Source organism: Streptomyces griseobrunneus (assembly GCF_046713465.1).
Classification (GTDB): Bacteria; Actinomycetota; Actinomycetes; order Streptomycetales; family Streptomycetaceae; genus Streptomyces; species Streptomyces microflavus.
Genome location: NZ_CP177080.1, coordinates 3,697,916 through 3,719,567, shown reverse-complemented (window position 1 = coordinate 3,719,567; position 21,652 = coordinate 3,697,916). Strand labels below are relative to the sequence as shown.

Here is a 21,652-nt window from a genome sequence, read left to right as displayed (position 1 = left end):
CATGGCCCCCGGTGCCTTCGAACCCGGCAGAAGCACCGGCAGAAGAAGCAGCCCGCCCGAGCGGACCAGACCGACACACGAGGCCAGAAATTCCGTGAACTTCACGCGTTGGAGCGCCCGCCTTCCCGGAACGCAGCGTCGAGCCGCCGCGCGGGACGACCGTAGTCCCGTCCCCGCGGCCCGGGCCGAGTCCGCCCAGGCGCAGGCCGCGGCCACCCTGCCGGACGGCGCACTTCCGGAACCACCCGGTACCGCCCCCGTGCAGGCAGCCACCGGCCCCGCCCCCGACGACCTCTCGGCCCGCGAGATCCTCGGCCGGCTCCCCGCCGCCGTCGCCCTGCTGCACGGCCCGGACCACCGCGTCGCGTACGTCAACGAGGCGTACGAGACCGCGTTCGGCCCACGCCCCGCCGGGGTGCCCGCCGCCGAGGCCCTGCCCGAGCTCGCCGAGCTGAGCGTGCTGCCCCTGCTCGACCAGGTCCTGCGCAGCGGCACCGCCCGTACGGTCAAGTCCCGCAGGACCGCCGGGGGCGGTTCGTACACGGTGACCTGCACCCCGGTCGCCGCCTGGAACGTTACGGAGGACGGGAGCGACAGCGACAAGGGAGACGGCAGCAGGGAGGGCGGCGTCCTCGTCTACGCGGCCGACGTCACCGACCACGCAGAGGCCGCCGAACGCCTGCGCGCCAGCGAGCGCCGCCACCGCGAAACGGCCGTCACCCTCCAGCGCTCCCTGCTCCCGCAGGAGCTGGAGCAGCCCGACGACCTCCGTATCGCCGCCACCTACCAGCCCGGCGGCACCGACGCGGCCGTCGGCGGCGACTGGTATGACGTCATCACCCTCGGCGCCGGCCGCACCGCCCTGGTGATCGGTGACGTGATGGGCCGCGGGGTCCGGGCGGCCGCCGTGATGGGCCAGCTCCGCACCGCGGTCCGCGCCTACGCCCGGCTCGACCTCCCGCCGCACGAGGTGATCCAGCTGTTGGACGGCGTCGCCTCCGAGATCGACGCCAGCCAGATCGCCACCTGCGTCTACGCGGTCCACGACCCGAACGAGGGACAGCTCGTCTACGCCTCCGCCGGGCACCTGCCGATCCTCGTCCGCGACGAGGACGGCACGGTCCAGCGCGCCGCCGACCCCACGGGACCCCCGCTCGGCACCGGCGGCTGGGTCCACACCTCGGGCACGATCGGTCTGCCGCCCGGCTCCACCGCGGTGCTCTACACCGACGGCCTGGTCGAGCGCCGCAGCGAGGACATCGACGAGGGCGTGGCCTCCCTCGCCGGTGCCCTCTCCGGCGCCAAGGGATCACCGCAGGTGGTCTGCGACCGGCTGATCCGCTCGCTGGGGGTGACCGCCGAGCACGACGACGACGTGGCGGTCCTGGTGGTCCAGCACCCCGCCCGTACGGGGACGAACGCGGAGCTGTTCCACAACGCCGCGCTCGAACTGCTCGGCGGCATCGAGGCCGCCCCGCGCGCCCGCGCCTTCGCCACCGGGGTCCTGACCTCCTGGCGCTTCCCGGTCGAGCTCCGCGACCTCGGCGTCCTCGCCGCCAGCGAACTGGTCGCCAACTCGCTCCAGCACGGCACCCCGCCGATGCGCCTGGGGCTGCGCCGCACGGACCGGCGGCTGATCATCGAAGTGACCGACGGCGACGACCACCTGCCGCGCCGCCGCCAGGCCGAACCGGCGGACGAGGCGGGACGCGGCATCGAGATCATCGCGTCGATCGCCACCTCATGGGGCAGCCGCCGCACCCCCGGCGGCGGCAAGGCGGTCTGGTGCGAGTTCGCCCTGCCCCGCTGACGCGGAACAGGGCTCGGTGACTCGATGATGCTGTGACCGCCGGCCGGGGTGCGGCCAGCTGCCGGCCGGGCTCAGCGACTGCCGGCCCGGCTCAGCGGTCGGCAATCGGGCTCAGCGGCCCGCGCCGGCGGCCGCGGCCGCGGCCGCCGGCGCGGTGACCGACACGGCCCGGTCGGCCGCCTCCGCACCGCTCTCCCCGCCCTCGGGCAGCGACCCGGCGACCACCCGCGAGGGGGCGGGGGCCAGCGACGGCTGATCCTGTACGGGGGTGAGCCGGCGCCCGAGCCGCAGCGCGAGCACCGTGATGCCCAGCGAGAACAGCACGAACGTCACGATGTACGGGCCGTGCAGCGACGCCCCCATCGGACCGCCGACAGCGGGCCCGACCGCGAGCGCGAGCTGCTTGCACAGGGCGAACGCCGAGTTGTACTGCCCGACCATCGACTCCGGCGCCAGATCGGCGACCAGCGGGGCCACAGTCGGCGACAGCATCGCCTCACCCAGCCCGAACAGCGCGTACGTCGAGATGAACGCGGCCGTCGCCATGGTCTGACTGCCGTGCCCGAGCCCGGCGTAACCGGCGACGATCCAGGCGAAGGCCCAGATGAGCCCTACGGCTGCGATGACCCGGCTGCGCCGCCGATGCTCCACCAGCCGCAGCACGACGAACTGGGCGATGACGATGACCGCGGTGTTGGCGGCCAGCGCCAGGCCGAGCGTCGAGGGCTGGATCCCGGCGGCCTCGGTGCCGTACGCGGCAAGACCGGACTCGAACTGCCCGTAACAGGCGAAGAAGAGCACGAACCCCAGCACGCACAGTTGGACCATGGCCCGGTGCGAGAGCAGCGCCCGCATCCCGCCCTTGGCGGACCCGTCGGTCGGACGGGCCGCGCCGATGGAAGCCGTACGGGGCATCCGCACGGTCACAGCGACGACACCGAGGACCACGAACATCACGGCCTCGATCAGGAACAGCATGGTGAAGCTCGCCGGACGGTTCACGTCCACGAGCTGCCCGCCCACCAGCCCGCCGAGCCCGAGGCCCAGGTTCTGGAGGAAGAACTGCGTGGCGAAGGCGCGCGTACGGGTGGCGGTGCTGGAGCACCAGACGAGCATCGTGGCCAGGGCGGGCTGCATCACGGCGGTGCCCGCACCGAGGAGCGCGGCCGACAGCACGGCGGCCGGCACGCTGCTCGCGTACCCCAGGGCAGCGGCACCCACGGCGGCGAGCCCGGCGGCCACCACCAGCACGGGCAGCGGCCCCCGCCGGTCGATGGCCCGCCCGGTGAACGGCAGAACGGCCAGCGCCGCCATCGCGAAGACCGCCAGCACGACTCCCGCCGTACCGGCGCCGAGATCCCGTACCTGCGCCACGTAGACGTACAGATACGGAACGGTGAACCCGAGCCCGAACGCGCTCAGCGCGCTGCCCAGCTGGATCCGCCGCAGCGCTGCGCCCATCTCCCTGGTCACACTCACCTACCTCAAGGTCTAGAAAGGTCAGAAGTTCCGAAGGCCTGAGACGCCCCGCGACGAACTCAGACTCGAAGACTTTAGCACTAAACTTAGAAGGTGAAAACTACAGGTCGAAGGACTTCAAGGGTGGTGGGGGCGTGCCATACTGCCCGCCATGTCTGAGAGCACCGAGGAGCCCGGCCCCCACGAGCCGAGCCTCGACGAACAGATCGCCGCCTACCAGCGCGAGTTCCGCGACCTCGACCCCCAGGTCGAACAGGTCGTCTCCGCGCTGGGCCGCCTGAACCGCCGGATGAACGTCGCGTACGGGAGACAGGTCGCCGCCCTCGGCATCAGCAACGCCGAGTGGGAGGTCCTCAAGACCCTGGTCCTCTCGGGCGCCCCTTACCGCCTCGGCCCCGGCGAACTCGCGAAGCGCCTCGGCCTCACCCCGGCCGCCATGACCCACCGCATCGACCGGATGGCCGGCGAGGGCCTGGTCACCCGGGACCGTGACGAGAACAACCGGGTCCGCGTCATCGTCGAGCTGACCGACGAGGGCCGTACGAAGTGGCTGGAGGCGATGCGCATGGCCTCCGACTTCGAGGAGGACCTCCTCCAGGACCTCTCCGGCGACGAACGCGGGGTCCTCGGCGAGCTGCTGGTCCGACTCCTGCGCCGCGTGGAGCACGCCCAGCCGGACGCCGGCGGCCGCCTCACCGACCTGGACTGACGGGGGCGGAGAGGGACAAGGCGGGGGACTTGGAAGGGGCCTGAGGTGGGGTTGACACCGCCCCACCCGATCCGTAAGGTTCTTCGAGTTGTCACGGGGCCGGAACGGTTCTTCGACAACCGATCCCGCCGCACACGCGGCAACCAAACTTCAGCACGATCTCCCAGCCGGGAGAATTTCGACATGCCGAAATTCATTTCGAAGGCCCGATTATGAGCCGCCGGGAGAATCCGCTAGAGTTTGAGCGTCGGAACGGCCCAACGGGCCGGGAAGGCAAGCCCCACTGACTGGGAGTCAGGCCCGAAAGGATCTGATAGAGTCGGACTCGCCGGAAAGGGAAAACGCGAAAGCGAAGGACCTGGAAAGCGAAAACTGCTTGACCCGCTTCGACCGGGAATCGGACACGAAAGAGTCTGATAGAGTCGGAAACGCAAGAACGAAGGGAAGCGCCCGGAGGGCCCCGGTGAAACGGGACCGAAGGAAGCGTCCGTTCCTTGAGAACTCAACAGCGTGCCAAAAGTCAACGCCAGATATGTTGATACCCCGGCCTGCTTCGGCAGGTTGGTGGTTCCTTTGAAAAGTCCTGCACGGATCACTTCGGTGACGCCGGGCAGGCAATTACACAGCGAGGACGCTGAGAGCAACGGGTCTTATTCCGACCGGTTGTTCCGCTCTCGTGATGTGTGCACCCGATTACGGGTAAACATTCACGGAGAGTTTGATCCTGGCTCAGGACGAACGCTGGCGGCGTGCTTAACACATGCAAGTCGAACGATGAAGCCTTTCGGGGTGGATTAGTGGCGAACGGGTGAGTAACACGTGGGCAATCTGCCCTTCACTCTGGGACAAGCCCTGGAAACGGGGTCTAATACCGGATAACACTCTGTCCTGCATGGGACGGGGTTAAAAGCTCCGGCGGTGAAGGATGAGCCCGCGGCCTATCAGCTTGTTGGTGGGGTAATGGCCTACCAAGGCGACGACGGGTAGCCGGCCTGAGAGGGCGACCGGCCACACTGGGACTGAGACACGGCCCAGACTCCTACGGGAGGCAGCAGTGGGGAATATTGCACAATGGGCGAAAGCCTGATGCAGCGACGCCGCGTGAGGGATGACGGCCTTCGGGTTGTAAACCTCTTTCAGCAGGGAAGAAGCGAAAGTGACGGTACCTGCAGAAGAAGCGCCGGCTAACTACGTGCCAGCAGCCGCGGTAATACGTAGGGCGCAAGCGTTGTCCGGAATTATTGGGCGTAAAGAGCTCGTAGGCGGCTTGTCACGTCGGATGTGAAAGCCCGGGGCTTAACCCCGGGTCTGCATTCGATACGGGCTAGCTAGAGTGTGGTAGGGGAGATCGGAATTCCTGGTGTAGCGGTGAAATGCGCAGATATCAGGAGGAACACCGGTGGCGAAGGCGGATCTCTGGGCCATTACTGACGCTGAGGAGCGAAAGCGTGGGGAGCGAACAGGATTAGATACCCTGGTAGTCCACGCCGTAAACGTTGGGAACTAGGTGTTGGCGACATTCCACGTCGTCGGTGCCGCAGCTAACGCATTAAGTTCCCCGCCTGGGGAGTACGGCCGCAAGGCTAAAACTCAAAGGAATTGACGGGGGCCCGCACAAGCAGCGGAGCATGTGGCTTAATTCGACGCAACGCGAAGAACCTTACCAAGGCTTGACATATACCGGAAAGCATCAGAGATGGTGCCCCCCTTGTGGTCGGTATACAGGTGGTGCATGGCTGTCGTCAGCTCGTGTCGTGAGATGTTGGGTTAAGTCCCGCAACGAGCGCAACCCTTGTTCTGTGTTGCCAGCATGCCCTTCGGGGTGATGGGGACTCACAGGAGACTGCCGGGGTCAACTCGGAGGAAGGTGGGGACGACGTCAAGTCATCATGCCCCTTATGTCTTGGGCTGCACACGTGCTACAATGGCCGGTACAATGAGCTGCGATGCCGCGAGGCGGAGCGAATCTCAAAAAGCCGGTCTCAGTTCGGATTGGGGTCTGCAACTCGACCCCATGAAGTCGGAGTTGCTAGTAATCGCAGATCAGCATTGCTGCGGTGAATACGTTCCCGGGCCTTGTACACACCGCCCGTCACGTCACGAAAGTCGGTAACACCCGAAGCCGGTGGCCCAACCCCTTGTGGGAGGGAGCTGTCGAAGGTGGGACTGGCGATTGGGACGAAGTCGTAACAAGGTAGCCGTACCGGAAGGTGCGGCTGGATCACCTCCTTTCTAAGGAGCACTTCTTACCAGGCTTCGGTTTGGTCAGAGGCCAGTACACCGGCGAATGTTCGGTGCTGGTTGCTCATGGGTGGAACGTTGACTATTCGGCGCGACAGGTTGATCACTGCTAGTACTGCTCCTCGGAGCGTGGAATGTGGTGGTGGATCGGTCGGGCCGGGCACGCTGTTGGGTATCTGAGGGTACGGGCTCGTTTGAGTCTGTCCTTCGGTTGCCGGCCCCAGTGAACTCGTCCTAGGACGGGGTGATGGGTGGCTGGTCGTTGTTTGAGAACTGCACAGTGGACGCGAGCATCTGTGGCCAAGTTTTTAAGGGCGCACGGTGGATGCCTTGGCACCAGGAACCGATGAAGGACGTGGGAGGCCACGATAGTCCCCGGGGAGCTGTCAACCAAGCTTTGATCCGGGGGTTTCCGAATGGGGAAACCCGGCAGTCGTCATGGGCTGTCACCCGCTGCTGAACACATAGGCAGTGTGGAGGGAACGAGGGGAAGTGAAACATCTCAGTACCCTCAGGAAGAGAAAACAACCGTGATTCCGGGAGTAGTGGCGAGCGAAACTGGATGAGGCCAAACCGTATGTGTGTGATACCCGGCAGGGGTTGCGCATGCGGGGTTGTGGGATCTCTTTTTCATAGTCTGCCGACTGTGAGACGAGTCAGAAACCGTTGATGTAGGCGAAGGACATGCGAAAGGTCCGGCGTAGAGGGTAAGACCCCCGTAGCTGAAACATCAACGGCTCGTTTAAGAGACACCCAAGTAGCACGGGGCCCGAGAAATCCCGTGTGAATCTGGCGGGACCACCCGCTAAGCCTAAATATTCCCTGGTGACCGATAGCGGATAGTACCGTGAGGGAATGGTGAAAAGTACCGCGGGAGCGGAGTGAAATAGTACCTGAAACCGTGTGCCTACAAGCCGTGGGAGCGTCGCTGTATGTGCTTGCACATGCAGTCGTGACTGCGTGCCTTTTGAAGAATGAGCCTGCGAGTTAGCGGTGTGTAGCGAGGTTAACCCGTGTGGGGAAGCCGTAGCGAAAGCGAGTCCGAATAGGGCGATTGAGTTGCACGCTCTAGACCCGAAGCGGAGTGATCTAGCCATGGGCAGGTTGAAGCGGAGGTAAGACTTCGTGGAGGACCGAACCCACCAGGGTTGAAAACCTGGGGGATGACCTGTGGTTAGGGGTGAAAGGCCAATCAAACTCCGTGATAGCTGGTTCTCCCCGAAATGCATTTAGGTGCAGCGTCGTGTGTTTCTTGCCGGAGGTAGAGCACTGGATAGGCGATGGGCCCTACCGGGTTACTGACCTTAGCCAAACTCCGAATGCCGGTAAGTGAGAGCACGGCAGTGAGACTGTGGGGGATAAGCTCCATGGTCGAGAGGGAAACAGCCCAGAGCATCGACTAAGGCCCCTAAGCGTACGCTAAGTGGGAAAGGATGTGGAGTCGCAGAGACAACCAGGAGGTTGGCTTAGAAGCAGCCACCCTTGAAAGAGTGCGTAATAGCTCACTGGTCAAGTGATTCCGCGCCGACAATGTAGCGGGGCTCAAGCGTACCGCCGAAGTCGTGTCATTCATACACATAGGGCCAACGCCCGTATGGATGGGTAGGGGAGCGTCGTGTGCCGGGTGAAGCAGCCGCGGAAGCGAGTTGTGGACGGTTCACGAGTGAGAATGCAGGCATGAGTAGCGATACACACGTGAGAAACGTGTGCGCCGATTGACTAAGGGTTCCTGGGTCAAGCTGATCTGCCCAGGGTAAGTCGGGACCTAAGGCGAGGCCGACAGGCGTAGTCGATGGACAACCGGTTGATATTCCGGTACCCGCTTTGAAACGCCCAGTACTGAATCAGGCGATGCTAAGTCCGTGAAGCCGGCCCGATCTCTTCGGAGTTGAGGGTAGTGGTGGAGCCGATGAACCAGACTTGTAGTAGGTAAGCGATGGGGTGACGCAGGAAGGTAGTCCAGCCCGGGCGGTGGTTGTCCCGGGGTAAGGGTGTAGCCCGTGTGGTAGGTAAATCCGTCACACGTTAAGGGTGAGACCTGATGCCGAGCCGATTGTGGTGAAGTGGATGATCCTATGCTGTCGAGAAAAGCCTCTAGCGAGTTTCATGGCGGCCCGTACCCTAAACCGACTCAGGTGGTCAGGTAGAGAATACCGAGGCGTTCGGGTGAACTATGGTTAAGGAACTCGGCAAAATGCCCCCGTAACTTCGGGAGAAGGGGGGCCATCACTGGTGATTGGATTTACTCCATGAGCTGGGGGTGGCCGCAGAGACCAGCGAGAAGCGACTGTTTACTAAAAACACAGGTCCGTGCGAAGCCGTAAGGCGATGTATACGGACTGACGCCTGCCCGGTGCTGGAACGTTAAGGGGACCGGTTAGTGCACTTTCGGGTGTGCGAAGCTGAGAACTTAAGCGCCAGTAAACGGCGGTGGTAACTATAACCATCCTAAGGTAGCGAAATTCCTTGTCGGGTAAGTTCCGACCTGCACGAATGGCGTAACGACTTCTCGACTGTCTCAACCATAGGCCCGGTGAAATTGCACTACGAGTAAAGATGCTCGTTTCGCGCAGCAGGACGGAAAGACCCCGGGACCTTTACTATAGTTTGATATTGGTGTTCGGTTCGGCTTGTGTAGGATAGGTGGGAGACTTTGAAGCGGCCACGCCAGTGGTTGTGGAGTCGTCGTTGAAATACCACTCTGGTCGTGCTGGATGTCTAACCTGGGTCCGTGATCCGGATCAGGGACAGTGTCTGATGGGTAGTTTAACTGGGGCGGTTGCCTCCTAAAGAGTAACGGAGGCGCCCAAAGGTTCCCTCAGCCTGGTTGGCAATCAGGTGTTGAGTGTAAGTGCACAAGGGAGCTTGACTGTGAGACCGACGGGTCGAGCAGGGACGAAAGTCGGGACTAGTGATCCGGCAGTGGCTTGTGGAAGCGCTGTCGCTCAACGGATAAAAGGTACCCCGGGGATAACAGGCTGATCTTCCCCAAGAGTCCATATCGACGGGATGGTTTGGCACCTCGATGTCGGCTCGTCGCATCCTGGGGCTGGAGTCGGTCCCAAGGGTTGGGCTGTTCGCCCATTAAAGCGGTACGCGAGCTGGGTTTAGAACGTCGTGAGACAGTTCGGTCCCTATCCGCTGCGCGCGCAGGAATATTGAGAAGGGCTGTCCCTAGTACGAGAGGACCGGGACGGACGAACCTCTGGTGTGCCAGTTGTCCTGCCAAGGGCATGGCTGGTTGGCTACGTTCGGAAAGGATAACCGCTGAAAGCATCTAAGCGGGAAGCCTGCTTCGAGATGAGTATTCCCACCCCCTTTGAGGGGTTAAGGCTCCCAGTAGACGACTGGGTTGATAGGCCAGATGTGGAAGCCCGGTAACGGGTGGAGCTGACTGGTACTAATAGGCCGAGGGCTTGTCCTCAGTTGCTCGCGTCCACTGTGTTGGTTCTGAAATAACGAACTGCCGTGTTGTTGTCCGGTGTTGGTTAATTTCATAGTGTTTCGGTGGTCATTGCGTTAGGGAAACGCCCGGTTACATTCCGAACCCGGAAGCTAAGCCTTTCAGCGCCGATGGTACTGCAGGGGGGACCCTGTGGGAGAGTAGGACGCCGCCGAACAATTTTTCCGGGAAAGCCCCGTGCCTTGTGGCACGGGGCTTTTCTGCGTTCACAGGATTTTCCCCCGACCGCAGCCTCTTCATGCGGGGGTCACCAGCCGGCTGTCATAGGCCAGAATGACCGCCTGCACACGGTCCCGGGAGCCCGTTTTGGCGAGGATGCGGGTGACGTGCGTCTTCACGGTGGACTCGGCGAGGTGGAAGCGGGCGGCGATCTCCGTGTTGGACCAGCCCTGGCCGATCACCGTCAGGATTTCCCGTTCCCGGTCCGTCAGAGCGGTGATGCGGGGGTCCGAGGTGGTGGGTGCACCTCCGTGGCCGGGTGTGACCGGCAGGTGGTGGGCGTAGGTGTCCAGGAGGCGGCGGGTCAGGGAGGGGGCGACCACGGCGTCGCCGGCGGCGACCGCACGGATGCCCGAGAGCAGCTCCTCCGGCAGGGCGTCCTTGACCAGGAAGCCGCTGGCTCCGGCGCGGAGGCCGTCGTACGCGTACTCGTCGAGGTCGAAGGTCGTGACGATCAGGATGCGGGTGCGGGCGCCCGACTTGATGATGCGGCGGGTCGCCTCGATCCCGTCCAGGCCGGGCATGCGGATGTCCATCAGGGTGACGTCCGGCTGGTGCCGGGCGATCAGATTGATGGCCTCGGTGCCGTTGCCCGCCTCGCCGACGACCGTCATGTCGTCCTGGCTCTCCAGCAGCATGCGGAAGCCGAAGCGCTGCATCGGCTGGTCGTCCGCGATGAGTACGGTCGTCACTGGGGGGTGTCCTCCAGGGGAAGGCGGAGGCGTACGTGCCATCCGCCGTGTTCCGGCAGGGGGCCGGCTTCGATCGTGCCGTTGTAGAGCGCCGCGCGTTCGCGCATGCCCATGATGCCCTGGGGGAGGGAGGGTATGGGCATGGGCGGTTCCGGTTCACCTGCTGCGGAGCTGGTGGCGGTGCCGGTGCCGGTGGCTGTGTTCGTGGCTGTGCTCGTGCCTGTGTCTGTGACGTGGGCGTCTACGTGTGTGCGGGTGTAGGTGAGGGTCACCGCCGCGGACAGGGGCGCATCGGCGGGGGCGGATGCGTGCTTGAGGGTGTTGGTCAGGGACTCCTGGACCACCCGGTAAACGGTCAGTTGGCGGCCCGCGGTGAGCGGTTCGGGCGGCCCGGGTTCGCCGCGGAGCTCCAGGTGTACGGGGAGGCCCGCACGGCGGACCTGTTCGATGAGAGGGGCCAGGTCGTCCAGGGTCGGCTGGGGGGCGCGGTCCGCGTCGGGGTGGTCGTCGCGCAGGACGCCCAGGAGGCGGCGGAGTTCGGACAGGGCTTGTCTGCTGGTGGTGCCGATCGCCTCCAGGGCCTGGGCCGCGCGCTCCGGGCTCTTGGCTGCCGCATAGGCCCCGCCGTCCGCCAGGCCCGTGATGACGGACAGGTTGTGGCCGATGATGTCGTGCATCTCCCGCGCGATGCGGGTCCGTTCGGCGGCGGCGGCCAGGCGGGCCTGCTGGTCGCGTTCGTGCTCCAGCCGGTGGGCCCGTTCGACCAGGGCCTCGGTGTAGTCGCGGCGAGTACGTACCGCGATGCCCAGGAGCGCCACGAAGACGAACCCCCAGAGGTACGAGACCAGTTGCCGGTCCCAGATGTCCGGGATGCGGGTCGCACCGGCCACCACCGGGGCGCAGAGGACGAGCCCGGCTACCCCGAGCCTCCGGAGGGGGAAGCGCAACGCGATCTGGAAGGCCGGGATCAGCTGGAGGAGGGCTGCCTGCACCACGGCCCCGGTCCAGACGTTGACCAGGGACACCGGGGCCATCAGCAGCAGCACGGCCATGGGGTACCTGCGGCGCGGCAGCAGCGGCAGGGAGAAGCACAGGCTCATCAGCAGCACCAGCGGTTCGGGTGCCGTCACATCGTGGGCGACGTTCCGCCAGCCGCCGGAGGTGTAGTCGAGGAGGGCCACCACGGCCCAGAACGCCGTCACTGCCGCGTCCCAGGCCAGTGGCCGACGGCGGTCGAAGGCGCGGAGGCGGTCCAGACCGCTGCGGATGGCCCGGGTGAACGGGGCGGTGTCCGGGGCCGGGCCGGAGGGAGCCGCTCGGGCGGGTGGTGCCGTGTCGGCATCGACATCGGCATCGGCATCGATATTGGCATCGGTGGGGTGGTCCGTCACCTGGGCATTCTCCTGCGGGCATCCGGGGGAAAGGGGTCGGTCAGGCATCTCGGTGGCGTAGGGCCGGAGCGGCCGCCGCCAGTGTCGCCGCCGCCCACAGGCACAGGGCCAGCAGGGCAGGGCCGGGGGCTGCTGTGCCCGGGATCGGGGTGGCGGAGCCGAGGGCGCCGGCGGCCTGGGTGGGGAAGTACGTGAGGGCGCGCTCGACGGCCTCGTACGGGAGCATCCCCAGCACCTCGGGGAGGATCATCACCCCGCCGATGAACGCTCCGATCGCGCCGGGGACGGAGCGCAGCAACGAGCCCAGACCGAGGGCGACCAGGCTGAGCAGGGTGATGCCGACGGCGTTCCCGGCCACGGCCCGCAGTATGCCGGGGTCGGTGAACGAGGCTGCCTGGTCGGTGTCGTGGAGGAAGAGCTGAGCTGCGGCGAAGGTGGTCAGGGCGGTGGCGAACATGACCGTGAAGACCGTGGCGGTGAAGACCGCTGCCTTCGCCCACAGCACGGGGAGCCGTGCGGGTACCGCGGTGAGCGAGGAGCGGATCATGCCGGTCGCGTACTCGCCCGCGGTGACCAGGATGCCCAGGACGATGACGCAGAGCTGGCCGAGCAGGCTGCCGTACAGCGTCAGGACGACGGTGTCGACGTCGGCGTCCCCGCCGCCCGAGGTGTAGGTCCCGCTCATGATCAGGCCGACTCCCAGGACGAGCGCGGCCGCCGTTGCCAGCGTGATCCAGGTGGAGCGCAGGGAGAGGAGCTTGTGCCACTCGGAGCGCAGGACCCGGGCCGTGGTGATGCGGTACGGGGGTGCCTGGCGCGTGGGGGCGGGGGTGGGGGCCGGGGTGTGCGATGTGGAGGTCATGCTGCGGCTCCGGTGAGGTGGGTGGGGGTCCTGGTCGCCGGGGGCTTGGACCTGTGGTCGGCAGCGTCCTGGGTGAGGTCCATGAAGGCCTGTTCCAACGAGACCGTCTGTGGCGTTAGTTCGTGGAGCGTGATGCCGTGGGCGGCGGCGACGGCGCCGATGTGGGCTGCCTCCGCGCCACGGATGCGAAGCTCGTGGAGAGGGGCGTCGACCGCAGTGACGGTGGCGATCTCCACGCCCGGATGCGCCAAGTGTGTCCGCAGGTCCTCGGGTTGTGGGGTGACGACCTTCACGGACGCGCCGCCCGCCTGGCGGACCAGTTCGCCGACCGTCGTGTCCGCGAGGAGGCGGCCCCGGCCGATGACGATCAAGTGGTCTGCGGTGAGGGCCATTTCGGTCATCAGGTGGGAGGAGACGAGGACCGTACGGCCTTCGGCGGCGAGGGACCTGAGCAGGGTGCGGATCCAGAGCACGCCCTCCGGGTCGAGGCCGTTGACCGGTTCGTCCAGGATGACGGTGGCCGGGTCGCCGAGGAGCGCGGCGGCGATGCCCAGGCGCTGGCCCATGCCGAGCGAGAACCCCTTGACCCGGCGGCCGGCGGCCCCGGTCAGACCGGCGAGGGCGATGACCTCCTCGACGCGGCTGCGCGGGATGCCGTGCGTGTGCGCCAGCGCGAGGAGGTGGTTGCGGGCGGACCGGCCCGGGTGGACGGAACGGGCCTCCAGCAGGGCGCCGACCTGGGTGAGGGGTGCGCCATGGGTGGCGTAGGAGCGCCCGCCGATCGTGGACCGGCCGCGCGTCGGCGTATCGAGGCCGAGCAGCATGCGCATCGTGGTGGACTTCCCGGCGCCGTTGGGGCCGAGGAAGCCGGTGACCGTACCGGGGTGGACCGTGAAGTCGAGGTCCTGGACGACGGTTCTGTCGCCGTACCGCTTGGTGAGTCCGTATGCCTTGATCATGCGGTCGACGCTACGGAGCGGCCCCGGGGGTGGTCGTCCGCCCGGGGGTGGGACGTGGGCGGGGGCGTAGTACCGGGGTACGAGGAGGTGAGGCCGGGGAGATGGGGGGCGGGGAGCGGTCGGAGGTTTTGGAGGTTCTGGAGGTTCCGGAGGTTTTAGTCGGTTGAGCGGAGTGCGGGTGGGGGCGAGGATCGGGGCATGGACTATGTGATGCGTTCCGTGCGGGCCGAGGAGTGGCCGCTGGCCAGGCAGCTGCGGCTGGAGGCCCTGCAGGATCCGGCGGCTCCCGTGGCGTTCCTCGAGTCGTACGAGGAGGCGGAGGCCCGGCCGGATTCCTTCTGGCAGGACCGTACGGCCTCGGCTGCCGAGGGCAGGTACGTGCGGCAGTTCGTCGCGGAGTCGCCCGAGGGGGAGTGGGTGGGCACGGTCACCGTGCTGATCGAACGCCCGGACGACGACGTGCGCTTCGGGGAGGCCGCCGAGGTGGACCAGGCGCACCTGGTCGGTGTCTTCGTCCGGCCTGAGGTGCGGGGGGCCGGGGTGACGGACGCGTTGTTCCGGGTGGCCGTCGACTGGGCCTGGTCGCTGTCCGCGCCCCGGCTGGAGCGGGTGCGCCTCTACGTGCACGAGAACAACCCGCGGGCTGCGGCGTTCTACCGACGGTTCGGGTTCGTACCGTCGGGGCAGCGGACGCCGATGCCGGGCGACCGGGGGGAGTGGGAACTGGAGTACGTGATTGAGCGGGAGCGGGGGTAGGCGGATGCCCCTGTGCGCTCAGACCGCGCCCGGGGTCGGGGCGTGCAGGTGTTGCTGCCAGCGGGCCCGGCCCTGTTCGCGGGAGCGGAGCAGGACGATCGCGGGCAGGCCCAGGTCCTGGCCCTTCGCCAGCAGTTCGGGGAGCTGGGGGAGCGGGGCCACGGCGGCCACGTCGTCCAGGACCAGCGTCATTGGTGGGTCGAGCCGACCGTCGGATGACCGTGCGGCCATGCGGCGGCCGTGCTCGACCACGTGTGAGGCGAGCGCGGTGAGGAGGGGCATCGCGCCGGGGCGGGTGCGGGGATCCTCGATGGGTTCACCGACCAGATAGAGCGTTCCCCCCTCACGGGCAAAAGATTCCAGTGCGGCCGAATCCGATCGGTTGGGCGTGCAGGCGTCGCGGATGTGCACCGAGGAGAGGGCCGAGAAGGCCCGTACGTTCAACTCCTGTGCCACCTCGCGCCGTTCCGGGTAGGCCGTGAGCGCGGACTCCAGGAGCCCGGCGAGTCCGGAGGCGGCCTTGGGGTGCGTACGGAGGAGGCGTACGGGTTCGTGGGCGCCGGCCCCGGAGGCCCAGCGGGCAACCTGGCGGAAGGGGCGGCCGTCCACCGCTGCGGCGTGCAGCCAGCACTGGAGGAGCGTCTGGGCGGTGTCGGCCACCGCCGCGTCGATCCGGGCCTGCGGGCGGACCGGGGCGAGCAGGGCGGCGGCGCGCACGGCGGCCGTGTCGGGGTGCTCGCAGCCCGCGGTGGGCGCCCAGTGGAGGCGGGCGGGGGTGTCGCAGAGGTGGCCGGGGTCGTAGACGAGGACCGGGCCGAGCTTGGCGCGGGCATCCTTCGTCTCGGCCCAGACCGTGGGGTCCGATGTGACGACCAGGGCGGGGCCCTCGGCGTCCTGGATGGCCTGGACGACGGTGGGGCGCCGGACGGGGGCGGGGGCGTAGACGAGGAGGGGGGTGCGGGGGGAGGGGAGGGAGAGGGGGAGGGTGGTGGTGTGCTGCGTGGTGTGCCCCGCTGTGTGCCCCGTGGTGTGGGTTTCTGGGGTGGGGGGTGTCTGCGGAGTTGCTTGGCGGGATGTCTCGGGGGCTTTGGTGAGGGGGGACGTCGAGGGCTGTGTGGGGGCAGCCATCTCCTGGGGTTCGCGCGGGCCGTGCGGTTCGTGGGTCTCGTGGGGCGTCCCGTACAGACGGTTCGCGCGGCGCTGTTCCCGTACCAGCCGCCAGCGGGCCAGGACTCCGAGGACGAACATTGTCAGGACCACCAGCACCATCAGCTCGCCGATGAACAGGCCCCAGAACAGCCCGTAGCCGGAGAGCTGGGCCGGGGGCGTGTGCGGCCAGGCGCCGGGGAGGTCCTGCGGGGCGGTGGCCAGTTCGCGCAGGGCGAGCGGGGTCTGGGTGAACGTGACGCCGTCCGGCCAGGCCCCGTGCGCGAAGAGGCCGGCCACACCGGTGGCCGTCCAGGCGAGCAGGGTCGCCGCGAACAGAAAGCCGAGCAGCCCGACCAGCAGGCCGTCGGGGACGCCACCGCTGCGTGAGTCCTCGTTCCGGGGGCGGTACCGGTCGCCCCGCTCCGGTACGGGTCCGTGGGCTGCCCGGCGTGCCATGTCAGGCCACCGTCGACCGGGACGACTCGTTCATCCGCTGCTGGTTCTCCATCCGGGCCGCCCGTTGTTCCGCCTCCAGCTCGGCGGCGCGGATGTCCTCGGGGAGCAGGTCGTCCGACGAGCCCTCGGTCATGGCGCGGTCGGTGAAGACGAGGGGGCGTTCGGCCTCGGTGATCAGGTGTTTGACGACCTGTACGTTGCCGTTGACGTCCCAGACCGCGATGCCGGGGGTGAGGGTCGGGATGATCTCGACCGCCCACCGGGGCAGCCCGATGACCCGTCCGGTCGCGCGTGCCTCGTCGGACTTCTGGGCGTAGATCGTGCGGGTGGAGGCCATCTTGAGGATGGCCGCCGCTTCCTTCGCCGCGGCCCCGTCCACCACGTCGCTGAGGTGGTGGACGACGGCGACGAAGGAGAGGCCGAGTCGGCGTCCGAACTTCAGCAGGCGCTGGAAGAGCTGGGCGACGAAGGGGGAGTTGATGATGTGCCACGCCTCTTCGACCAGGAAGATGCGCTTCTTGCGGTCGGGCCTGATCCAGGTGTGTTCCAGCCAGACGCCGACGATCGCCATCAGGATCGGCATCGCGATCGAGTTGCGGTCGATGTGCGAGAGGTCGAAGACGATGAGGGGCGCGTCCAGGTCGATGCCGACGGACGTGGGGCCGTCGAACATGCCGCGCAGGTCACCGTCGACGAGCCGGTCCAGGACGAGGGCGACGTCCAGGCCCCAGGCCCGTACATCGTCTATGTCGACGTTCATCGCCTCGGCGGACTCGGGCTTGGGGTGGCGCAGCTGCTCGACGATGTCCATCAGGACCGGCTGGCGGTCGGTGTTGGTCGCGGTCACGTAGGCGTGGGCGACCTTCAGCGCGAAGCCGGAACGTTCGTCGAGCCCGTGGCCCATCGCGACTTCGATGATCGTACGGAGCAGGGCGAGCTGGCCGGTGGTGGTGATGGAGGGGTCGAGGGGGTTGAGGCGGATGCCGCCGTTGAGGGCTGCGGTCGGGTCCAGGCGGATGGGGGTTATGCCCAGCTCCTGGGCGATGAGGTTCCATTCGCCGACGCCGTCCTCGCCCTGGGCGTCCAGGACGACGACCTGGCGGTCGCGGAAGCGGAGCTGGCGCAGGACGTAGGTCTTCTCCAGGGCGGACTTGCCGTTGCCGGACTCGCCGAGCACGAGCCAGTGGGGGGCGGGGAGCTGCTGCCCGTACAGCTGGAACGGGTCGTAGATGTAGCCCTTGCCGCTGTAGACCTCGCGGCCGATGATCACGCCGGAGTCGCCGAGGCCGGGGGCGGCGGTGGGCAGGTAGACGGCCTGGGCCTGGCCCGTCGACGTACGGACGGGGAGGCGGGTCGTCTCCACCTTGCCGAAGAGGAAGGCGGTGAAGGCATCCGACAATGCGGACAGGGGGTCTCGCATGGTGTGGGTGCCCTCTCTTCCTGTGGGTGGGGTTCGGTGTGCTTTACGGGTGTCGGCGTGTCGGCGTCGTTGTCAGCGGGTGTCGGCGTCAGCGGGTGTCGGCGTCAGCGGCGGATGCCGGTGGCGAACGGGAGCGTGTTCACGAAGGCGCGGTGGTGTTCGCGGTCGCACCACTCCAGCTTGAGATACGACTTGCCGGCCGAGGCGCGGATCGTCCGCTTGTCGCGGGCGAGGGCCTCGGGAGAACGGGACGACACCGTGATGTACCCCACCAGGTTGACTCCGGCCGCGCCGCTGGCCAGATCTTCACCCCGCTGGTCGAGCCGGCCGTGGGCGGCGATGTCGCGGGGGTCGACGGTGCGGTTCATCTTGGCCTGGCGGCTGGCCTCGGCGTCGTCGTTGGTCTTCTCGGTCAGCATGCGTTCGATGGCGACCTCGGTGGGTTCGAGGTCCATGCAGACGGCGACGGTACGGATGACGTCGGGGGTGTGGACGAGGAGCGGGGCGAGGAAGTTGACGCCGACGGGGGTCATCGGCCACTCCTTCACCCAGGCCGTGGCGTGGCACCAGGGGGCGCGGGTGGTGGACTCGCGGGTCTTGGCCTGGAGGAACGTCGGCTCGACGGCGTCCAGTTCGGCGGGCCAGGCGTTGCGCTTGGTCATCGCCTGGATGTGGTCGATGGGGTGGTCGGGGTCGTACATGGAGTGCACGAGGGAGGCCAGGCGGCTCTGGCCGAGCGGCTGGCGTACCCGGATGTCGGCCTCGGCGAGGCGGGCGCAGATGTCGGTGAGCTCGCGGGCCATGACGACGGCGAGCCCGGCGTCGCGGTCGAGCTTGCGGCCGCCGTGGGGGCGGGCGGCGCGGGCCATGGCGTTGGCCTCGGCGGCCAGTTCGCGGCTGTAGTGCATGCAGGCGACGAGGTAGGCGCGGTGCTGCTCGCTGGAGGTGGAGACCATCGACTGGAGCTGCTCGTAGGACTCCTGGAGCCAGCCGGGGGACGCCTTGTCGCCGCGCTGGGCGACGTCCTTGGCGTGGGCGTCGGGGTCGGCGGGGAGGGTGCGGGCGAGCATCTGGAGGCGGGTGACGAAGCCGTCGCCGTTGGCCACGTGCTTGAGAAGGGTGCCGAAGCGGTCGACGAGGGCTTCCTGGTCCTCGCTGTCGCGGAGGCCGACGCCGGGGCCCTCGATCTCGATGGCGGCGGTGACGGTGCGGCGGTCGGCGTGGAGGAGTACGGCGATCTCGTCGGGGCCGAAGGGGGCGGCGAGCCAGCTGATCCGGCCGATGCCGGGGGGCGGGCCGATCTCGACCTCGCGGCCGTCGGAGCTGACGCCTGCCTCCATGGCGCTGGAGCGGTAGGCGGTGCCGCGGCGCAGGGAGCGCTTGAAGCTGCGGTTGATCTCGAACCACTTGTAGAACGTCCGGTGCTTGTACGGGACGTACACGATGGCGAGGGCCAGCAGGGGGAAGCCCACCAGGCAGACGATGCGCAGGGAGAGGACGGGGACGAGGAGTCCGCTCATCATGCCGAGGAACGCGCCGACGATGATCAGGGCGATCTCGCCGGTCTCGCGATTCTTGCCGACGATCGCGTTCGGCCGGGCGCGGCCGATGAGATACGTACGGCGGGGCGTCATCGTGTGGGACTGAGTCGTCAACGCCCTCCACCTCCTGTGCTCGAGTTACCTGTGTTGCCCGTGTTGCCGAAGCCGCCGCCTCCGCCTCGGGAGGAGCGGCTGCTGTGGGGGGTGCCGGAGGTGGGGCCGGAGCCGCCGCTGCGGGGCGAGGGTGCGGCGGAGGGGACAGATCCGCCGCCGACCCCGCCCCCGCCTCCGCCGGAGGTGCGGGAGCTGTGTGCGGCGACGCCGCCGCTGGCCGGGTTGGAGGGGCGGGCACCGCCGCCTCCCCCTCCGCTGTTCTGGTCGTTGCGGCCGCTGTGGGTCTTGATGCCCTGGGAGACGAGGGCGGCCGGGGAGCTGATGAGGGCGGCCGCCTGGGCGCCGTCGGTGGCCTGCTTGCGGTTGGTGCGGGCGCCCTGGATCTCGTCGCCGAAGCCGGGGACGAAGCGGTAGATCATGGCGGAGGCGAAGATGGCCAGCAGGATGATGGCGAGGCCGGAGACGACGGCCGAGAAGGCGTCGGGGCCGTCGCCCGCGGAGAGCGCTCCGGCGAGGCCGAGGACGATGACGATGACCGGCTTGACCATGATCACCGCGATCATGATGCCGGCCCAGCGGCGGACGTGGCCCCACATGTTCTTGTCGACGAGGCCGGCGTAGACGACGATGCCGAGCAGGGCTCCGACGTAGAGCAGGGCGGCTCGGATGACGAGCTCCAGCCACAGGACGCCGGCCGCGACGATCGAGACGAGCGAGACGACGATCAGCATGATCGGTCCGCCGCCGATGTCGGTGCCCTTCTTGAGGGCCTCGGCGAACGAGCCGAAGAAGACGTCGGTCTGGCCGCCGGTGGAGGAGGCGATGACCTCGGTGACGCCGTCGGTGGCGGAGACGATCGTGTAGAGGATCAGCGGCGTGAAGGCCGAGGCGAGAACGGTGAGCCAGAGGAAGCCGACGGCCTCGGAGATCGCGGTGGTGAGCGGGACGCCGCGGATGGCGCGCTTGGTCACGGCGAGGAGCCAGAGGACGAGGGTGAGGATGGTGGAGGCGGCGAAGATGACGGCGTACTGCTGGAGGAACTTGGGGTTGGTGAAGTCGACGTTGGCGGTGGAGTCGACTGCCTCGCTGAGCTTGCCGACGATCCAGGCTGCGGCGTCGGCGCAGCCTTGGGCCAGGGAGGTGAGGGGGTCGGCGGGGTTGTCGAGGTCGCTCGGAGCACGTGACCCGCTGCGGGCGTTCTCGCCGTCCTCGCAGTAGTCCCGGGCGAGTCCGACGATGAGGTCGCAGGGGTTGTCGCTCGCACTGGGTGACGGGGTCGGCGTCGGCGCGGGGGCTGCGGCGGCATGTGACGCCGTGACGACCAGCGCGGCAGGCACGAGGCCTGCGGCGCCGGCCAGTGAGGAGAGGCGGAAGCGGCGGCTATCGGGCATAGGTGAAGCCTCCGTATGCATCAACCGCTGCGGCCATCTCGTCGGCGGTGGAGGCACGATTGTCACCGTTGACCGGTGTCGGCCCCTCCGCCTGGCTCGACGACGAGATCTTCCAGTCGCCGTCGATCCACTTGAGCTCCTGCGAGATGGTGAACCAGGTCTCGGTGACAGGCTTGGTGGAGCCTTGCCCGGCCAGCCCGACAAGGCCGGTGCACCAGACCTCCACCGTGGCGGCATCGGTCTCCATCTTGACGACCTTCGTACCGACCGGAACGGTCCGTGAGACGAAGGTGAGCCCGGTGGGCGTCGTGCCGTCGTCGTTGAGGCCGACGTTCTTGTAGAACGCGGGCGAATAGGCGCTGTCCAGGCTGCTCTGGAGGTCCGGGGTGACCGCTGGATCATGCGTCGCCTGAATGATGCTGCGGCGGGATTCCGTGATGAACATCTCCGCCGACCCCAGAGCCACCGAGTAGTTCGCCGCCGCGCTCTGCGCCCCCTGCTCGTCGTGGGCGAAGCCGGAGGCGATCGTTCCGTTCTTGCCCTGGACCGGCTTGGTGCCGGTGGCGGAGGTGGGGGCCGAGCCGGCGGTCCCCGGGTTCTTCGTGCCGGGGGAGGCGTTGTTGTCGTCGCTCGTGCCGCCCCGGTTGGCGAAGGCGATGGCGGCGATGAGGAGGACCACGACCCCGGTGATCGTGACGAGGGAGCGGGAGTTCCGGACGGGTCGGCGGGCGTGGGGGTGGCCCGCGTCGCCGTCCGGGAGGCGGGTACGGGTCTGTCGGGTACCGCCGAGGGTGCTGTACGGGTCGTCCGCGCGCCCGCCCTGGTCCTTGCCGCGGTAGTCGTGCTCGTCGCCGGGACTCATGCCGCGTTCGCTCCCTCGGTCGTGTGCGGAAACGCGCATGACGACGGTAGCTGTGCTGGTTGCCGCGTGAGCGCGGTGGAGTGACTCGACATCAGGGAGACGCAACCTCAGCCGGTGGGCACGACGGACGGATGGTGG

At 67.6% G+C, this 21,652-nt stretch carries 13 protein-coding genes and 3 rRNA genes; 6 read left to right on the top strand and 10 right to left on the bottom strand.

Translation table 11 applies throughout. The annotated features are described in order from the left end of the window. Positions 1-94: 94 nt before the first annotated feature. Positions 95-1,810, top strand: coding sequence for an ATP-binding SpoIIE family protein phosphatase (locus tag ACK8N7_RS16960; protein ID WP_403218174.1), 1,716 nt, complete (start codon positions 95-97; stop codon positions 1,808-1,810). A gap of 111 nt (positions 1,811-1,921) precedes the next feature. Here the strand turns inward: ACK8N7_RS16960 and ACK8N7_RS16955 are convergent, their stop codons facing one another. After that, complete coding sequence (locus ACK8N7_RS16955) at positions 1,922-3,271, bottom strand: MFS transporter (protein ID WP_500445765.1); 1,350 nt, start codon at positions 3,269-3,271, stop codon at positions 1,922-1,924. A gap of 169 nt (positions 3,272-3,440) precedes the next feature. Between ACK8N7_RS16955 and ACK8N7_RS16950 the strand changes: the two genes are divergently transcribed. From ACK8N7_RS16950 to rrf, 4 genes are all read left to right on the top strand, one after another. After that, positions 3,441-3,998 carry a MarR family winged helix-turn-helix transcriptional regulator gene (locus tag ACK8N7_RS16950; RefSeq protein ID WP_031126318.1) on the top strand — a complete coding sequence of 186 codons (558 nt, stop codon included), beginning with the start codon at positions 3,441-3,443 and terminating at the stop codon, positions 3,996-3,998. Between the two features lie 706 nt (positions 3,999-4,704). Then, positions 4,705-6,230 (top strand): 16S ribosomal RNA (locus tag ACK8N7_RS16945). A 307-nt stretch (positions 6,231-6,537) separates the two neighbouring features. Next, positions 6,538-9,663 (top strand): 23S ribosomal RNA (locus ACK8N7_RS16940). 79 nt (positions 9,664-9,742) lie between these two features. Beyond that, positions 9,743-9,859, top strand: a 5S ribosomal RNA gene (gene rrf / locus ACK8N7_RS16935). The 16S, 23S and 5S rRNA genes sit together here, the layout of an rRNA operon. Before the next feature lie 79 nt (positions 9,860-9,938). Here rrf and ACK8N7_RS16930 read toward each other — a convergent pair. From ACK8N7_RS16930 to ACK8N7_RS16915, 4 genes are read right to left on the bottom strand one after another with little or no spacing between them, the layout of a single operon-like run. Beyond that, positions 9,939-10,613: a response regulator gene (locus ACK8N7_RS16930; protein ID WP_403218045.1), complete on the bottom strand. Its 675-nt coding sequence runs from the start codon at positions 10,611-10,613 to the stop codon at positions 9,939-9,941. Further along, on the bottom strand, positions 10,610-12,004 hold the full coding sequence (locus ACK8N7_RS16925) for a sensor histidine kinase (RefSeq protein WP_500443030.1): 1,395 nt from the start codon (positions 12,002-12,004) through the stop codon (positions 10,610-10,612). Before ACK8N7_RS16925 ends, ACK8N7_RS16930 begins: the two co-directional genes overlap by 4 nt. A 40-nt stretch (positions 12,005-12,044) precedes the next feature. After that, a complete protein-coding gene (locus ACK8N7_RS16920; RefSeq protein ID WP_500443028.1) occupies positions 12,045-12,866 on the bottom strand; it encodes an ABC transporter permease in 822 nt (273 codons plus the stop codon). Beyond that, the gene (locus ACK8N7_RS16915) at positions 12,863-13,825 is read right to left on the bottom strand and encodes an ATP-binding cassette domain-containing protein (protein ID WP_403218042.1); all 963 of its coding nucleotides are present in this window, start codon (positions 13,823-13,825) and stop codon (positions 12,863-12,865) included. The genes ACK8N7_RS16920 and ACK8N7_RS16915 overlap by 4 nt, the downstream gene beginning before the upstream one ends. A 198-nt stretch (positions 13,826-14,023) precedes the next feature. On the opposite strand from ACK8N7_RS16915, the gene ACK8N7_RS16910 reads away from it, so the two are divergent. Continuing rightward, a complete protein-coding gene (locus ACK8N7_RS16910; RefSeq protein ID WP_500443026.1) occupies positions 14,024-14,581 on the top strand; it encodes a GNAT family N-acetyltransferase in 558 nt (185 codons plus the stop codon). Positions 14,582-14,599: 18 nt separating this feature from the next. Here ACK8N7_RS16910 and ACK8N7_RS16905 read toward each other — a convergent pair whose 3' ends face one another. From ACK8N7_RS16905 to ACK8N7_RS16885, 5 genes are all read right to left on the bottom strand, one after another. Further along, on the bottom strand, positions 14,600-16,186 hold the full coding sequence (locus ACK8N7_RS16905) for a type IV secretory system conjugative DNA transfer family protein (protein ID WP_500443024.1): 1,587 nt from the start codon (positions 16,184-16,186) through the stop codon (positions 14,600-14,602). 1 nt (position 16,187) lies between these two features. Then, positions 16,188-17,606 carry an ATP-binding protein gene (locus ACK8N7_RS16900; RefSeq protein ID WP_355087278.1) on the bottom strand — a complete coding sequence of 473 codons (1,419 nt, stop codon included), beginning with the start codon at positions 17,604-17,606 and terminating at the stop codon, positions 16,188-16,190. 104 nt (positions 17,607-17,710) lie between these two features. Beyond that, on the bottom strand, positions 17,711-19,261 hold the full coding sequence (locus ACK8N7_RS16895; RefSeq protein ID WP_015610152.1) for an SCO6880 family protein: 1,551 nt from the start codon (positions 19,259-19,261) through the stop codon (positions 17,711-17,713). Then, positions 19,258-20,652, bottom strand: coding sequence for a hypothetical protein (locus tag ACK8N7_RS16890; protein WP_403218039.1), 1,395 nt, complete (start codon positions 20,650-20,652; stop codon positions 19,258-19,260). The genes ACK8N7_RS16895 and ACK8N7_RS16890 overlap by 4 nt, the downstream gene beginning before the upstream one ends. Then, positions 20,642-21,514 carry a DUF8175 domain-containg protein gene (locus ACK8N7_RS16885; RefSeq protein WP_403218038.1) on the bottom strand — a complete coding sequence of 291 codons (873 nt, stop codon included), beginning with the start codon at positions 21,512-21,514 and terminating at the stop codon, positions 20,642-20,644. The genes ACK8N7_RS16890 and ACK8N7_RS16885 overlap by 11 nt, the downstream gene beginning before the upstream one ends. Positions 21,515-21,652: the final 138 nt, after the last annotated feature.

Bases quoted from the DNA above. Each gene is read 5' to 3' on its own strand.
- ACK8N7_RS16950 (WP_031126318.1), top strand. From the start codon at position 3,441: ATGTCTGAGAGCACCGAGGAGCCCGGCCCCCACGAGCCGAGCCTCGAC.
- ACK8N7_RS16920 (WP_500443028.1), bottom strand. From the start codon at position 12,866: ATGACCTCCACATCGCACACCCCGGCCCCCACCCCCGCCCCCACGCGC.
- ACK8N7_RS16890 (WP_403218039.1), bottom strand. From the start codon at position 20,652: ATGCCCGATAGCCGCCGCTTCCGCCTCTCCTCACTGGCCGGCGCCGCA.
- ACK8N7_RS16905 (WP_500443024.1), bottom strand. From the start codon at position 16,186: ATGGCACGCCGGGCAGCCCACGGACCCGTACCGGAGCGGGGCGACCGG.
- ACK8N7_RS16955 (WP_500445765.1), bottom strand. From the start codon at position 3,271: ATGGGCGCAGCGCTGCGGCGGATCCAGCTGGGCAGCGCGCTGAGCGCG.
- ACK8N7_RS16885 (WP_403218038.1), bottom strand. From the start codon at position 21,514: ATGAGTCCCGGCGACGAGCACGACTACCGCGGCAAGGACCAGGGCGGG.
- ACK8N7_RS16910 (WP_500443026.1), top strand. From the start codon at position 14,024: ATGGACTATGTGATGCGTTCCGTGCGGGCCGAGGAGTGGCCGCTGGCC.
- ACK8N7_RS16915 (WP_403218042.1), bottom strand. From the start codon at position 13,825: ATGATCAAGGCATACGGACTCACCAAGCGGTACGGCGACAGAACCGTC.
- ACK8N7_RS16900 (WP_355087278.1), bottom strand. From the start codon at position 17,606: ATGCGAGACCCCCTGTCCGCATTGTCGGATGCCTTCACCGCCTTCCTC.